At 71.0% G+C, this 14,304-nt stretch carries 12 protein-coding genes; 5 read left to right on the forward strand and 7 right to left on the reverse strand.

Features of this window, described 5'->3' with window-relative positions; translation table 11 throughout:
• Positions 1–19 precede the first annotated feature (19 nt).
• The 3 genes from IOD14_RS40625 to IOD14_RS40635 all read left to right on the forward strand — a co-directional run bounded on the left by IOD14_RS40625 (position 20) and on the right by IOD14_RS40635 (position 3,733).
• Positions 20–1,060 (forward strand): P1 family peptidase, encoded by a 1,041-nt coding sequence (locus tag IOD14_RS40625; RefSeq protein ID WP_212672887.1) that lies wholly within the window; start codon positions 20–22, stop codon positions 1,058–1,060.
• 522 nt (positions 1,061–1,582) lie between these two features.
• Positions 1,583–2,809, forward strand: a complete 1,227-nt coding sequence (locus IOD14_RS40630) for an Ig-like domain-containing protein (RefSeq protein WP_123989874.1) — start codon at positions 1,583–1,585, stop codon at positions 2,807–2,809.
• 177 nt (positions 2,810–2,986) lie between these two features.
• Positions 2,987–3,733, forward strand: a complete 747-nt coding sequence (locus IOD14_RS40635; protein WP_212672888.1) for a DUF6227 family protein — start codon at positions 2,987–2,989, stop codon at positions 3,731–3,733.
• 18 nt (positions 3,734–3,751) lie between these two features.
• On the opposite strand, the gene IOD14_RS40640 is transcribed toward IOD14_RS40635, so the two are convergent.
• From IOD14_RS40640 to IOD14_RS40660, 5 genes are all read right to left on the reverse strand, one after another.
• Positions 3,752–4,006, reverse strand: a complete 255-nt coding sequence (locus tag IOD14_RS40640) for a hypothetical protein (RefSeq protein WP_123989876.1) — start codon at positions 4,004–4,006, stop codon at positions 3,752–3,754.
• Between the two features lie 99 nt (positions 4,007–4,105).
• A complete protein-coding gene (locus IOD14_RS40645; protein ID WP_212672889.1) occupies positions 4,106–6,160 on the reverse strand; it encodes a fructose-specific PTS transporter subunit EIIC in 2,055 nt (684 codons plus the stop codon).
• Positions 6,161–6,758: 598 nt separating this feature from the next.
• Positions 6,759–7,706: a 1-phosphofructokinase gene (gene pfkB, locus IOD14_RS40650; RefSeq protein WP_123989878.1), complete on the reverse strand. Its 948-nt coding sequence runs from the start codon at positions 7,704–7,706 to the stop codon at positions 6,759–6,761.
• Positions 7,703–8,464 carry a DeoR/GlpR family DNA-binding transcription regulator gene (locus IOD14_RS40655; RefSeq protein WP_123989879.1) on the reverse strand — a complete coding sequence of 254 codons (762 nt, stop codon included), beginning with the start codon at positions 8,462–8,464 and terminating at the stop codon, positions 7,703–7,705. Before IOD14_RS40655 ends, pfkB begins: the two co-directional genes overlap by 4 nt.
• Positions 8,465–8,641: 177 nt before the next feature.
• Positions 8,642–10,168 carry an MFS transporter gene (locus IOD14_RS40660; RefSeq protein ID WP_123989880.1) on the reverse strand — a complete coding sequence of 509 codons (1,527 nt, stop codon included), beginning with the start codon at positions 10,166–10,168 and terminating at the stop codon, positions 8,642–8,644.
• 62 nt (positions 10,169–10,230) lie between these two features.
• Between IOD14_RS40660 and IOD14_RS40665 the strand changes: the two genes are divergently transcribed.
• A complete protein-coding gene (locus IOD14_RS40665) occupies positions 10,231–11,202 on the forward strand; it encodes a YafY family protein (protein WP_123992697.1) in 972 nt (323 codons plus the stop codon).
• A 465-nt stretch (positions 11,203–11,667) separates the two neighbouring features.
• Here IOD14_RS40665 and IOD14_RS40670 read toward each other — a convergent pair whose 3' ends face one another.
• The gene (locus tag IOD14_RS40670; RefSeq protein ID WP_123989881.1) at positions 11,668–12,666 is read right to left on the reverse strand and encodes a sigma-70 family RNA polymerase sigma factor; all 999 of its coding nucleotides are present in this window, start codon (positions 12,664–12,666) and stop codon (positions 11,668–11,670) included.
• Positions 12,667–12,859: 193 nt separating this feature from the next.
• Here IOD14_RS40670 and IOD14_RS40675 point away from each other — a divergent pair, with 193 nt between their 5' ends.
• Complete coding sequence (locus IOD14_RS40675; RefSeq protein WP_123989882.1) at positions 12,860–13,390, forward strand: GNAT family N-acetyltransferase; 531 nt, start codon at positions 12,860–12,862, stop codon at positions 13,388–13,390.
• A 16-nt stretch (positions 13,391–13,406) separates the two neighbouring features.
• On the opposite strand, the gene IOD14_RS40680 is transcribed toward IOD14_RS40675, so the two are convergent.
• A complete protein-coding gene (locus tag IOD14_RS40680) occupies positions 13,407–14,198 on the reverse strand; it encodes a class III extradiol ring-cleavage dioxygenase (RefSeq protein WP_123989883.1) in 792 nt (263 codons plus the stop codon).
• Positions 14,199–14,304: the final 106 nt, after the last annotated feature.

Genomic DNA, 14,304 nt, shown 5'->3' on the forward strand with positions numbered 1-14,304 from the left:
GCTGGACAAGACTGGGGACATGACAGTTGACGCTCTGACGGACGTGGCGGGAGTGCGCGTGGGGCACGCGACGCGCACCGGCGGTGGTTGGCTCACCGGGACCACGGTGGTGCTGGCCCCAGAGGGCGGGGCGGTCGCGGCGGTGGACGTGCGTGGCGGAGGGCCCGGCACCAAGGAGACCGACGCGCTCGATCCGCGCAACCTGGTGCAGAAGGTCGAGGCGATCGTGCTGACCGGGGGCAGTGCGTACGGGCTGGACGCGGCCTCCGGGGTGATGGCCTGGCTGGAGGAGCGGGGGCGCGGGGTGCGGGTCGGGCCGGACCCCTCGCAGGTGGTACCGGTCGTGCCGGCCGCGTGCGTCTTCGACCTGGGGCGGGGTGGGGATTTCCGGGCCCGGCCGGACGCGGGCACCGGGCGGGCCGCGGTCGAGGCGGCCGCGGCGAGCGCGTTCGGTGCGAGGGTGGCGGAAGGGTGTGTGGGGGCGGGGACGGGGGCCGTGGTCGGGGGGATGAAGGGCGGGGTGGGGACGGCGAGTGTCGTGCTCCCCTCGGGGATCACCGTGGCGGCGCTGGTGGTGGCCAACGCGGTGGGGGAGGTGGCGGATCCGGAGACGGGGGCGTTGTACGGGGAGCTGTTCCAGGGGCGGGTGCGGTATCCGCAGGAGCAGGTGCATGACGCTGCGCGCCGACGGCTCGCCGAGGCCGGGGCGGGGAATGCGCCGGCCCCGTTGAACACGACGCTCGCGGTGGTGGCCACGGATGCGGAGCTGTCGAAGGCGCAGGCCCAGAAGGTGGCCGGGACGGCGCACGACGGCATCGCGCGGGCCGTGCGGCCGGTGCATCTGCTGCACGACGGCGACACGGTGTTCGCGCTGGCCACGGGGGCGGTTGCGCTGGACGCCGGGGATCCGCTCGCGCTCAACCCTGTGCTGGCCGCGGGGGCGGATGTGGTGATGCGCGCGATTGTGCGGGCGGTGCGGGCGGCGGGGTCGGTGGAGGGGGTGGGGGGTGCGTGGCCGGCGTATGAGGCGCTGTACGGGGGGCGCGGTGGTGAGGGCTGATGCGGGTGGTGCCTGCGGCGGCCTGTTTCGGTTCGGTGGGGGCGTGCGTAGCGCGTGCGGGTGCGTTGTGGGTCGGGGCCGGGGTGGGGGGTGTCCGTCCTCGGTCCGGCGGTTGCTGTGCCTTGAGATGTGCTCGGCAACGGACGCCGGCCGCTGCGGGCGGACACCCCCCACCCCGTCCCCTTGCCGCCGTACGCGGCTTGCGGCCCGTCGTGCCGCACGGTCCGGCCACCGGCTCGTGGTGCCGCACGGTCCGGCCAACGGCCCGTCCTGGCGCCGGGTCACTGCAACCCCCCAGGGGCGCGGGGAACTGCGCGACCAGCCCCCACCGGCCGGTAGCCGCCCGACCACCGAACCCGGCACCCCCATAGGCGCCCGGCCAAAGCCCAGCGCAGCGGATTGTCCTGGTTCTGTTACCGCATGGCATTCGTTGGGCTGGCGGGGAACCCGGGCGGGGACCGGGTCCCTCTTTCTTCACGGAGTGGAGCGGACTACGCACATCACACGAGAGTGGAGCAGACCTTGACAACGCCGGACATAGCAGCACGGCGCGCACTGGGGGCCTGTGCCGTCCTGATGGTCGGCGCCCTCACCCTCACCGCGTGCGGAGGCGGATCCGACGGCAAGAGCGAGGGCAAGGGCGGCAAGGAGTCCTCGACGGCGTCCGAGGCGGAGATCGTCATCTCCGCGAAGAACGGTTCCACGGGCGCGTCGATCAACTCGACCGGTGTGAAGGTCAGCGACGGCACGCTGACCGGCGTGAAGATGAAGGTGGCGGGCACGGGGCAGGACGTGCCGGGGTCGCTGGCCGCGGGCGGGACGAGCTGGAAGCCCGGGGAGCAGCTGGAGCGGGGGACGAAGTACGAGATCGCCGCCACGGCGAAGGACTCGGACGGGAAGGCCGTGACCGCGAAGTCCGTCTTCACGACCGTCTCGAAGGCCAACAGCTTCATAGGGACCTACACGCCGGACAACGGGACGACGGTCGGCGTGGGGATGCCGGTGTCGTTCAACTTCGACAAGGCCATCAGCGACAAGAAGGCCGTGCAGTCGCACATCACCGTCAGCTCCAGCAGCGGCCAGCAGGTGGTGGGGCACTGGTTCGGGGAGCAGCGGCTCGACTTCCGCCCCGAGGAGTACTGGAAGGCCGGCTCCAAGGTCACGATGAAGATCGACCTGGACGGCGTCCAGGGGGCCAACGGGATCACCGGTGTGCAGGAGAAGACCGTCAGCTTCACCGTGGGGCGCTCGCAGGTGTCCACCGTGGACGCGGACACGCAGACCATGAAGGTCGTGCGGGACGGGACGACCGTCAGGACCGTGCCGATCTCCACGGGGAGCCCGGAGTTCACCACCTACAACGGGCAGATGGTGATCTCCGAGAAGTACAAGAAGATCCGCATGGACAGCCGGACGGTCGCGCTGGCCAACGCGTACGACATCCCCGATGTTCCGGACGCGATGCGGCTGACGCAGTCGGGGACCTTCATCCACGGCAACTACTGGTACAACAAGGGCAACCCGCCCTTCGGGCGCACCGCCACCAGCCACGGATGCGTGGGACTGCAGGACGTCAAGGGTGGTCGAGCGAACACTCCGGCGAAGTGGTTCTACGACAACTCGATGATCGGGGACGTGGTGATCGTCAAGAACTCCCCCGACAAGACGGTGAAGCCCGACAACGGACTGAACGGCTGGAACATGTCCTGGGGCGAGTGGGTCGCGGGGAGTGCCGTCGGTACGTCCTGATCGCCGCAAGGCGCCTCTGACCGGGGGTTTTTGACGGATCATCGGGTCGCGTGGGAACTTCCTGCGCGGCCCGGGCGTTTTCCGGGCGTACGTTTTCTCGGTTCCCGGACATGATGTCCGACCGAGGGGCTACGGTATGCACCCACAAGGTGACATGCAGCAACGCCGGGAGAAACCTTGAGCGTTCCGTACGAGACGGCAGCGTACGAACCACCCGAGTCGCCCGAGTCTCCGGAGGAGCATCTCGCGCGGCTCCTCGGTCGTGCCCTGAACTCCTTCGAGCTGCCCGACGAGACGATACGGCGTCTGGACTGCGCGCTGGCGCACGACAGTTCGCTGCACTCCGCGCACCACAGCGCGGGGCTGCACCGGGAGACGTACCGGCACACGTGGCTGCTCGCCGACGGCTCGGCGCTCACTCTGTGGGAGCTCGTCCACAACACCGCGCGGGACAGCGTGCCGCAGCACGAGGTGTACGTCGACGAGGAGGAACTGCGCGCGGCGACCGGCCGGTTGCCGCTGCCGCCCGACACCCCGGACTTCGAGCTGCCGGTGACGGTGCATCTCGCGCCCGTGCAGGCGCCGCGGCACGCCTACGTGCCGGACGACTCGGCGGACCACGCGCGCCGGCTGCTGCGCCGTGCGGAGAACACGGACCGGCCGGGCCAGGAGACGGCCACGCTGCTGACGGAGGCGTTCGCCCACCAGATCACGCAGGCGTTCGGGCGCCCGTGCCGTGCGGGGCGCGCCGGGCTGGGCTTCTCGCTGTACGAGCACGCGTTCCTGCTGCGCGACGGCGCGGAGGTCTCCCTGTGGGAGGTCGAGCACACGGCGACGCCCGACGGGCGGCACATGTGCGAGGTGTACGTCACCGAGGACGCGGCCCGCGACGCCATGGAGCGGCGCGCGGCGCACCTGTCCTGAACCGGTCGGCGGTCCGGCTCAGCGGCCGCCGCTGAGCTGTCGTACCAGACCCGCGAACGCGTCCTCCTCCGCCGGTGTCAGCTGGACGCACTCATGGCCGGGGGCGGCCAGGCGCTGGCGGGGGAAGGCGGGCAGGCCGTGGTCGACGCGCCATGTGACGGCCTCGTGGCGGCCGTGGCGCAACATGTAGGCCAGTCCCGCTGTCCAGGCGGCAACCACCAGGACGAGCAGGGTCACACCAAGCAACTGGTAGACGGAGACGTGCTCAGGCATGCGGTCCAGTAGACACCACGGTCCGGGACTTTGGCCCCGGACCGTGACGTATCTCGCAGGTGCCGTGAACACCTCACGGCCGCCCCAAAGGGGCAGGGATCATGCGGCGACCGGCTGCTTCCGCTCTGCCTCCGGGACGGCGGCGTCCGTCGCCGCGGCGGCCGTGGTGCCCTGCGCCGGCTTGCGCATGCTCTTCAGGACGATCACCAGTGCGGTCGTGACGCAGACGCCCGCCGCGATGGCGATCAGGTAGAGGAACGGGCTGCCGATCAGCGGGACCACGAAGATGCCGCCGTGCGGGGCACGCAGGGTGGCGCCGAAGGCCATCGACAGGGCGCCGGTGACCGCGCCGCCCGCCATGGAGGCCGGGATGACACGCAGCGGGTCGGCCGCCGCGAACGGAATCGCGCCCTCGGAGATGAAGGACGCGCCGAGGACCCAGGCGGCCTTGCCGTTCTCGCGCTCGGTCTGGGTGAAGAGCTTCTTGCGGACGGTGGTCGCGAGCGCCATGCCGAGCGGCGGGACCATGCCCGCGGCCATCACGGCGGCCATGACCTTCATCGCGGAGTCGCTGGGGTCCTGGACGGCGATGCCCGCGGTGGCGAAGGCGTAGGCGACCTTGTTGACGGGGCCGCCGAGGTCGAAGCACATCATCAGGCCGAGGAGGACGCCGAGCAGGATGGCGTTGGTGCCGGAGAGGCCGTTGAGCCAGTCCGTCATGCCCTTCTGGGCCTCGGCGATGGGCTTGCCGATCACGACGAACATCAGGAATCCGACGATCAGCGAGGAGATGAGTGGGATCACCACCACCGGCATGATGCCGCGCAGCACCGGCGGGATCTTGATCCGCTGGATCGAGAGGACCACACCACCCGCCAGCAGACCGGCGACCAGGCCGCCGAGGAAGCCCGCGGCAATGTTGGAGGCGATCATTCCGCCGACGAATCCGGGGACGAGACCGGGGCGGTCCGCCATGCCGTACGCGATGTAGCCGGCGAGGACCGGGATGAGGAAGCCGAAGGCGACCTGGCCGATCTGGAACAGCAGGGCGCCCCAGCTGTCGATCTCGGTCCAGGAGAAGTGCTTCATGACCGAGGGCGCGCTCGCGATCTGCCAGCCGCCGATGGCGAACCCGAGGGCGAGCAGCAGACCGCCCGCGGCGACGAACGGGACCATGTAACTCACGCCGGTCATCAGCCACTTGCGGAGCTTGGTGCCGTAGCCGTCGCCGGGCTCGCCGGCCCGCTCGACCGGCGTACCGCCTCCGGCGGCGCCCGCCGTCACCTCGCCGCGCGCGGCCTTCCCGCGCACTTCGGTGATGAGTTCGGCGGGCCGGTTGATGCCCGCTTTCACGCCGACGTCGACGGTGGGCTTGCCGGCGAAGCGGTCCTTGTCGCGTACGGGGACGTCGTGCGCGAAGATCACGCCGTCCGCGGCCGCGATGACCGCCGGGTCGAGCCGTTCGAAGCCGGCCGAGCCCTGTGTCTCCACGACGAGTTCGACGCCCGCCTCGCGGCCCGCGTTCTCCAGGGACTCGGCCGCCATGTAGGTGTGGGCGATGCCGGTCGGGCAGGAGGTGACGGCGACGATCCGGAAGGGGGCTTCGGGAGCGTCGGGAGTGGAGCCGGCCGTTGCGGCATCGGCGGAGGCCGCCGCCGATGCCGCAACGGAGTCCTCGGTGGCACCCGCGGTGGCCTCTGCGGCCGCCGGTGCCTCGTCGCCGCGGATCAGCGCCGCGGCGCCCGCCGCGTCCCCGGCCGACCGCAGCGCGTCGGTGAACTCGGTGTTCATCAGCTGCCGGGCCAGGGAGGACAGGATCGTGAGGTGGGCGTCGTCCGCGCCGGCCGGTGCGGCGATCAGGAAGATCAGGTCGGCGGGTCCGTCCGGCGCGCCGAAGTCGATGCCGGCTGCGCTGCGTCCGAAGGCGAGGGTCGGCTCGGTGACGTGTTCGCTGCGGCAGTGCGGGATGCCGATGCCGCCGTCGAGGCCGGTCGGCATCTGTGCCTCGCGGGCGGCCACGTCGGCGAGGAAGCCCTCCAGGTCGGTCACCCGGCCCAGGGCGACCATGCGCTCGGCGAGGGCACGCGCCGCCGCTTCCTTGGTATCGGCGGACAGGTCGAGGTCGACCAGGTCCGCGGTGATCATGTCGCTCATCGCGGGCTCCTTCGCACGCGTATCGCCCGGGGAATGGGGTGGGCGAGGGTGGGGACGGGGGTGCAGCGGTGTGGGATTTCGGGGGTGGTGGGGGCGGGACCGGGGAAGCTCCGCCCCCACCGGGCGGCAGGGCGGCTCAGGTGGCCCCGCCACCCATGGGCCGCGGCGAGTAACAGGGAGCCTCGCCGCCGCATCGACGCCGTCCGGCACAACAGGGACTCCGCCACGACACCGGCCACTTCCGAGGCCACCACGGCACGGACTCCCGCAGAATCAGCCACCGCACCGACCCCTTCCGAGGCCACCGCGGCTCGGGCTCCTTCGAACGCCGTCATGACACCGGCCCCTTCCAAGACCGCCGCGGCACGAGCCTCGGACGCCGGCACAACACCGGCTCCCGCAGCACCCGCCACCGCACCGACCCCTTCCGAGGCCACTACGGCACGGACTCCCTCGGACGCCGTCACGACACCGGCTCCCGCGGCATCCGCCATCGCACCGGCCCCTTCCGAGGCCACCACGACACCGGCTCGCTCAGAACCCGCCACCGCACCGACCCCTTCCGAGACCGCCATCGCACCGGCCCCTCCAGTAGCCGTCATGACACCGGCTCCGTCAGTACGCGGTCCACCGGTACCTCGGACGTGACCGTCACCGCGGTCGGGTTCAGGTCGGCCGGGGTCGGCATGACGCTGCCGGGCAGTTGGACGGCCGCGGCGCCGTGTGCGACCGCGGAGGCGAGGGCCTCGGGGCCGTTGCCGCCGGCGATCAGGAAGCCGGCCAGTGACGAGTCGCCGGCGCCGACATTGCTGCGTACGGCCTCTACGCGCGCACTGCCGAACCAGGTGCCCGAGCCGTCCACCAGCAGCTGCCCGTCGGCGCCCAGGCTCGCGAGTACGGCCCGTGCGCCCATCTCCCGCAGTTCCTCGGCCGCCTTCACGGCGTCGCCCACCGTGGACAGGGGGCGCCCGACGGCCTCCGCGAGCTCCTCCGCGTTCGGCTTCACCACGTCGGGCCGTTCACGCAGTGCCTCCAGGAGCGCGCGCCCCGAGGTGTCCAGCGCGATCCGGGCACCACCGGCGTGCGCCCGCGCGACCACCTCGGCGTACCAGGACGGCGCGAGCCCCCTGGGCAGGCTTCCGCAGCACGCGATCCACGAGGCGTCGTGCGACTGCGTGCGGACCGTCTCCAGCAGCGACTCCTGCTCGGCGGCCGACAGTTCGGGACCCGGCGCGTTGATCTTCGTGAGCACCCCGTCCGCCTCGGCGAGCGCGATGTTCGACCGGGTCGCTCCGGCGACCGGCACCGGCGCGACCTCGATGCCCTGCGCGTCGAGCAGATCGGCGACGAGCGCCCCCGGCGCACCTCCCAGGGGCAGGACCGCGACCGTGCGCTGCCCGGCGGCCGCCACCGCGCGTGAGACGTTGACGCCCTTGCCGCCGGGGTCCATGCGTTCCCCGGTGGCGCGGATGACCTCGCCGCGCTCCAGGGCCGGGACCTCGTACGTACGGTCCAGGGACGGGTTCGGGGTGACGGTGAGGATCATGCGCGCACTACTTCCGTGCCGCCACGCTCGATGGCGACGGCGTCTTCGGGGCTCAGCCCGCTGTCGGTGATCAGCAGGTCCACATCGCTCAGGTCACCGAAGCGGGCGAAGTGCTCCTGGCCGTGCTTGGCGGAGTCGGCGAGCAGCACCACGCGGCGGGCGGCGGCGATCGCCGCGCGCTTGACCGCGGCCTCGGCGAGGTCGGGGGTGGTGAGGCCGTGGTCGGCGGAGAAGCCGTTGGCCGCGACGAAGAGGACGTCGGCCCGGATCTCGCCGTACGCCCGCAGCGCCCAGGCGTCGACGGCGGCGCGCGTACGGTGCCGTACGCGCCCTCCGACGAGGTGGAGCTGGATGCCGGGGTGGTCCGCGAGGCGGGCCGCGATGGGCAGGCTGTGGGTGACGACGGTGAGCGAGGCCTCCAGCGGGACGGCGGCGGCGAGACGGGCCACGGTCGTGCCGGCGTCGAGGATCAGGGTGCCCTCGGTCGGCAGTTCGGCGAGGGCCGCCTTGGCGATGTGGTCCTTCTCGTCGGCCGCGGTCGTCTCGCGCTCGGCGAGGTCCGGCTCGAAGTCGAGGCGCCCGGCCGGGATCGCCCCGCCGTGCACCCGGCGCAGCAGCCCCGCGCGGTCGAGGGCCTTCAGGTCGCGCCGGATGGTCTCGGCGGTGACCTGGAACTCCTCGGCCAGGGAGACGACGTCCACCCGCCCGCCGTCACGGGCGAGCCGGAGGATCTCCTGCTGCCGCTCCGGTGCGTACATGTCCGCTCGCCTCCGACTGATGCCCGAACGTGTGGTTTCAGGTCGGAGGCTACGCCGGGATTTCGGGAAAGTAAACAGGTTCGGGCGTGATCCGGGCATGAACGGACTTCCGCTTGTGTCCGAGTACGACAAGAAGGCCCGGTACCTCAGCAGGTACCGGGCCCCTCACCTCACTGTTCAGGAGACCAGCTCGGGCTCCTTCTCCTCCACCGCGGGAAGCTCGGCGGCTCCCTCCACATGCTGCGCGGGCCGCTTCGGCAGCGCGAACATCAGCAGGAAGATGACCCCCATCACGGCCGCGACCCACCCGAGCGCGTGCTGGAAGGCGTCCACGAAGGCCGGGCCGAGCTGCTCCGGCCGCAGGTTGTCGCCGATGACGCCGAAGAAGACGACCGACACCAGCCCGAGCCCCAGCGCGTTGCCCATCTGCTGCACGGTGTTGATGAGTCCGGACGCCGACCCGGCGTGCTCCTTCGGCACCTCCGACAGCACCGCGTCGGTGAGCGGCGCGACGATCAGGCCCATGCCCACGCCCATCACGACCAGCGGCAGCGCCATCTGCCACGAGCTGATCGACATGCCGTACCGCCCGGCCTCCCAGAGGTAGAGCAGCACGCCCAGCGCCATCAGCAGCGCGCCGGCCTGGAGGACCTTGCGCCCGAAGCGGGGCACGAGCTGCTGCACGGAGAGACCGGCGGCGGTGGAGACGGCGATCGAGAACGGCACCCCGGTCAGCCCCGCCCGCAGCGGGCTCCAGCCGAGGCCGGTCTGCATGTACAGCGTCCACACCAGGAAGAAGATGCCGAGGCCGACACCGAACACGGTCTGCACCGCGATCCCGGCCGCGAAGCTCTTCACCCTGAACAGCGACAGCTCGACCAGCGGCGAGCCGTCCCGCGCGGCCTTGCGCCTCTCGTACGCCACCAGCGCCGCGAACACGAGGGGCGCGCCGGCCATCGACACGTACCCCCACAGCGGCCAGTCCAGCTCCTCGCCGCGGGTCAGCGGGTAGAGCAGCATCAGCAGTCCGAGGACGACCATGCCGACGCCCACCAGGTCCAGCTTCAGGGCTCGCGGGGCCTTGGACTCGGTGATGAAACGGCTGCCGAGCACGAGCCCCATGATCCCGACCGGCAGGTTGATGAGGAAGATCGGCCGCCACTCGAGCCCGAAGAGGTTCCACTCGGTCAGCAGGGCCCCGAGCAGCGGACCGGACACGGCACCCAGTCCGACGACTGCGCCGAACAGCCCGAACACCTTGCCCCGCTCGTGCGCGGGGAAGGTCGCGTGCACGATCGACAGGACCTGCGGCACCATCATCGCCGCCATGGCGCCCTGCAGGATCCGGGCCGCGACCAGCATCTCCGGGTTGGCGGCGAAGCCGCACAGTGCCGACGCGAGCGTGAACCCGCCGATGCCGACGAGGAACAGCCGCTTGCGCCCGTGGATGTCCCCGAGCCGCCCTCCGGTGATCAGTCCGGCCGCGAAGGCGAGGGCGTAACCGGCGGTGATCCACTGGATCTGGCTGACGGAGGCGCCGGCGTCCTGCCGGATGGACGGGATGGCGATGTTGACGATGGTGACGTCGACCAGGTCCATGAAGGCCGCGGTCATCACGATGGCGAGAGCGAACCAGCGACGCCGGTCGCCCGCGGCCGGCTGTACGTCGGAGCTGTCCGAAAGAGAGGTCTCGGTGGAGGTCATGTCATCAACCTATGAGCCCATTAGGTCAGATCGTGTCCTACTTCTGCGGCATTCTCGAACTCATGACGACGGACACCCCGGCACGGCTCCTGACGCTCCTCTCCCTCCTCCAGACGCCCCGCGAATGGCCCGGCGGCGAGCTCGCCGACCGCCTCCAGGTCTCCCGGCGCACGGTCCGGCGGGACATCGACCGCCTCCGCGAACTGGGCTACCCCGTCCAGGCGACCAAGGGTTCCGACGGCGGCTACCGGCTCGTCGCGGGCAAGGCCCTGCCTCCGCTCGTCCTCGACGACGAGGAGGCGGTGGCCATCGCGGTCGGGCTGCGGGCGGGGGCGGGGCACGCGGTCGAGGGGATGGACGAGGCCTCGGTGCGGGCCCTGGCGAAACTGGAACAGGTCCTGCCGTCCCGCCTGCGGCACCGCGTTTCCACCTTCCAGGCCGCGACGACCGCCCTGACCAGTGGGGACGGGGCGACCATCCCGACCGAGACCCTGACGGTGATGGCGTCCACGGTCGCAGGGCACGAACGGCTCCGCTTCGCCTACCGCGCGAAGGACGGCGCCGAGTCCCGGCGGGTGGTGGAGCCGCACCGCCTGGTCTCCACCGGCCGGCGCTGGTACCTCATCGCCTACGACCTCGACCGCGGCGACTGGCGGACCTTCCGGGTCGACCGGGTGAACGACCCCTTCGCCACGGGGGCCCGCTTCGCACCGCGGGAGCTGCCGACGGGAGGTGCGGCGGAGTATCTGCGGCAGTCGATGCAGCGCCGCCAGGAGACGTACGAACTGGTCGTCACCTTCGAGGGCGATGTGTCGGTGGTGGGGGCCCGGATTCCGGCGTGGATGGGGGTGCCCGAGTCCCTCGGCGAGGGCCGGTGCCGGTTGCGGGCGGCCGTAGGGGACCCCATGGAGTGGATGGCGGTGCGCCTGGCGATGACCGAGGTGGAGTTCCGGGTGGAGGAGCCACCGGAACTCGTGGCAGCGGTGCGGGAGTTGGGGGGCCGTCTGATGCGGGCGTCAGGGCAAGTCGTCTGAGGGGGTGCGGGGTTCGGGATGCGGAGCGACCGCGGGTGCCGCCGCCGCAGGCCCTCAGGGGCACGGGGAACGGCTCGAAACACCCGCCCCGCCGCACGCGCGCCCGCCCAGGGACCGCCTGTTCGACCGCCGGAGGCACCTCCGCCGGTGTGACAGAATCTCCCCTTCGGTGGGTCACCCCGTGGTTCAGGTACGGGGTGACCCACCGTTGCACGTCCGGGGACGAAAAAGAGCCGGACCCCGGCGCCCGGGGGGAGGGGCGCCGAGATCCGGCTCTGGGAGAGTCCCGGCGCCGGGGGGGGATTGCGTCGGGACTTGGTTCAGGTGGGTCCGGAGGCAGGACCTCCGGGACCCGAACACCTGGACCCTGAAGTCTTGTTCCCAGGGTCCGGCCGTTTGAAGCGGCCTAGTACAGCCATGTTTACGCGGTCTTTCGCCACCCGGCGTACGCGGGCACATGCCCGCCTACGCCGCCGCGTCGAACCCGGTGCTGCGCGCCAGCTTCTTCAGCTCCAGCAGAGCGTGCTTCTCGATCTGCCGGATCCGCTCACGCGTGAGTCCGTGCTCCTTGCCGACCTCGGTCAGGGTGCGCTCGCGTCCGTCCTCGATGCCGTACCGCATCTTGATGATGGAGGCGGTGCGCTGGTCGAGGCGGCCGATGAGGTCGTCCAGTTCCTCGCTGCGCAGCAGCGTCAGCACCGACTGCTCCGGCGAGACCGCCGAGGTGTCCTCCAGGAGGTCACCGAACTGGGTGTCGCCGTCGTCGTCCACCGACATGTTCAGCGAGACCGGGTCGCGGGCCCAGTCCAGGACGTCCGTCACGCGCTCCGCGTTGGAGCCGAGCTCGGCGGCGATCTCCGCGGGCTCCGGGTCGCGGCCGTGCTCGCGGTTGAACTCGCGCTGCACACGGCGGATGCGGCCCAGCTCCTCCACGAGGTGGACGGGCAGCCGGATGGTGCGGGACTGGTCGGCGATGGAGCGGGTGATGGCCTGACGGATCCACCAGGTCGCGTACGTCGAGAACTTGAAGCCCTTGCGGTAGTCGAACTTCTCGACCGCGCGGACCAGACCGGCGTTGCCCTCCTGGATCAGGTCGAGCAGGGGCAGTCCGCTGCGGGGGTAGCGGCGGGCCACGGCGACGACCAGGCGGAGGTTGGAGCGGATGAACACGTCCTTGGCGCGCTCGCTCTCCTCCACCAACGCCTCCAGCTCCTCGCGGGTGGCGTCCGCCTTGGCCTCCTCGAACCCGTCGAGGACCTGTCGGGCGAACACACCCGCCTCGATGATCTGGGACAGCTCGACTTCCTTGGCGGCGTCGAGCAGCGGCGTACGCGCGATCTCGTCGAGGTACATGCCGACCAGGTCGCGGTCGGCGATCTCGCCGCCATTGGCGCGAACACTGCGGGCCGCGTCGGTCGACCCGCCGGTGGCGGACTTACGACGGGCGACGGCACGGGTTGCCATGCGTGCTCCCTTGCGATGTTGGGTCAGCGGGTGGTCCTTCGGACGCTGGGTCCCGGCTCCGGTTGCTCTCCGGACTCTCCTCGGGTGCCCTGCATCCGATGGAAACAACGACTGGAAACCGGACAGAATTCCCAAGGCGTGCCGCTATTTTTCTGATCTTGCAGTACCCTGTCCGGCCACATGGGGAGGCGTGATGTCGTCGGAACGTACAGAGGTGCAGGTCAGGCCGGGAGTCGACAGCGACCTCGGACCGCTCACCGATATCTACAACCACTACGTTCGTGAGACGCCCATCACATTCGACACCGCTGTCTTCACCCCGGAAGAGCGCCGCCCTTGGCTGCTCTCCCACCCTGAAGACGGCCCGTACCGTCTGATGGTTGCCAGCGACACGGACCCGACAGGAACCTCACAGCGGATCCTCGGGTACGCCACATCCAGCCCGTTTCGCGTGAAGCCCGCGTACGCGACCTCCGTGGAGGTCACCGTCTACCTCGCCCCGGACGCGGGGGGCCGCGGTGTCGGCACCCTCCTGTACAAGGCGCTCTTCGAGGCGCTGTCCGGTGAGGACCTGCATCGGGCCTACGCGGGCATCGCCCAGCCGAACGAAGCGTCCACGCGGCTTCATGAACGCTTCGGGTTCCGGCACGTCGGCACCTACCGGGAGGTGGGCCGGAAGTTCGGTCGCTACTGGGACGTGGCCTGGTACGAGAAGGACCTGTAGGCCTGCGCGGGAAGGCTCAGCCGAACTGCACCGACCGCTTGGCCATTCCCATCCAGAATCCGTCGATCACCGACTTCTGCGCGTCCAGCTCACCGCTCACGTCCGCCGCGCCCATGGTGACGAAGAGCGGCGCGAAGTGTTCGGTGCGCGGATGGGCGTAACGCCCGGCGGGGGCCTTGTGGAGGAAGTCGAGCAGGGAGTCCACGTCCCGCGCCTCCAGTGCCCGCCGGCCCCAGTCGTCGAACTCGGAGGACCAGGTGGGCACTCCGGAGCCGACGTGACGCAGGGCGGCGAGGTTGTGGGTGAAGAAGCCGGAGCCGACGATCAGGACGCCCTCGTCGCGCAGCGGGGCGAGCTTGCGGCCGATCTCCATGAGCCGGACCGGGTCGAGGGTCGGCATGGAGATCTGGAGGACCGGGATGTCGGCCTCGGGGAACATCTCGACGAGGGGGACGTAGGCGCCGTGGTCCAGCCCGCGGTCCGGGATGTCCTGCACGGGGATGCCGGGGGCGCGCAGCAACTTGCGCACCGAGTCGGCGAGTTCGGGGGCGCCGGGGGCGCCGTACGTCACCTTGTAGTAGTGCTCGGGGAAGCCCCAGAAGTCGTAGACGAGCGGGACGGTCCGCACCGCGCCGAGGGCGAGGGGGGCCTCCTCCCAGTGGGCGGAGACCATGAGGATCGCCTTGGGGCGGGGCAGGTCAGCGGACCAGGCGGCGAGCTCGCCGGGCCAGATCGGGTCGTCCGCGAGTGGCGGGGCGCCGTGGCTCAGATAGAGGGCGGGCATGCGCTCCAGCGTGTCGGCGGACATGGCGGCGGTTCCTCCGGTGCGTCAGGGGTACTTCATGGACACTTCGGCAATGTGCTTCAAATTTAAAGCTTCTGCTTGCACTGACTGTACGCCTCATTTGTTTAAG

Origin of the sequence: Streptomyces sp. A2-16, from assembly GCF_018128905.1 — a bacterium.
GTDB lineage: Bacteria > Actinomycetota > Actinomycetes > Streptomycetales > Streptomycetaceae > Streptomyces.

Excerpts from the sequence above, each read along its gene's own strand:
- IOD14_RS40640 (WP_123989876.1), bottom strand. The coding sequence starts at position 4,006 with ATGCCTGAGCACGTCTCCGTCTACCAGTTGCTTGGTGTGACCCTGCTC.
- pfkB (WP_123989878.1), bottom strand. The coding sequence starts at position 7,706 with ATGATCCTCACCGTCACCCCGAACCCGTCCCTGGACCGTACGTACGAG.
- IOD14_RS40665 (WP_123992697.1), top strand. The coding sequence starts at position 10,231 with ATGACGACGGACACCCCGGCACGGCTCCTGACGCTCCTCTCCCTCCTC.
- IOD14_RS40675 (WP_123989882.1), top strand. The coding sequence starts at position 12,860 with ATGTCGTCGGAACGTACAGAGGTGCAGGTCAGGCCGGGAGTCGACAGC.
- IOD14_RS40655 (WP_123989879.1), bottom strand. The coding sequence starts at position 8,464 with ATGTACGCACCGGAGCGGCAGCAGGAGATCCTCCGGCTCGCCCGTGAC.
- IOD14_RS40680 (WP_123989883.1), bottom strand. The coding sequence starts at position 14,198 with ATGTCCGCCGACACGCTGGAGCGCATGCCCGCCCTCTATCTGAGCCAC.
- IOD14_RS40670 (WP_123989881.1), bottom strand. The coding sequence starts at position 12,666 with ATGGCAACCCGTGCCGTCGCCCGTCGTAAGTCCGCCACCGGCGGGTCG.
- IOD14_RS40625 (WP_212672887.1), top strand. The coding sequence starts at position 20 with ATGACAGTTGACGCTCTGACGGACGTGGCGGGAGTGCGCGTGGGGCAC.
- IOD14_RS40645 (WP_212672889.1), bottom strand. The coding sequence starts at position 6,160 with ATGAGCGACATGATCACCGCGGACCTGGTCGACCTCGACCTGTCCGCC.
- IOD14_RS40660 (WP_123989880.1), bottom strand. The coding sequence starts at position 10,168 with ATGACCTCCACCGAGACCTCTCTTTCGGACAGCTCCGACGTACAGCCG.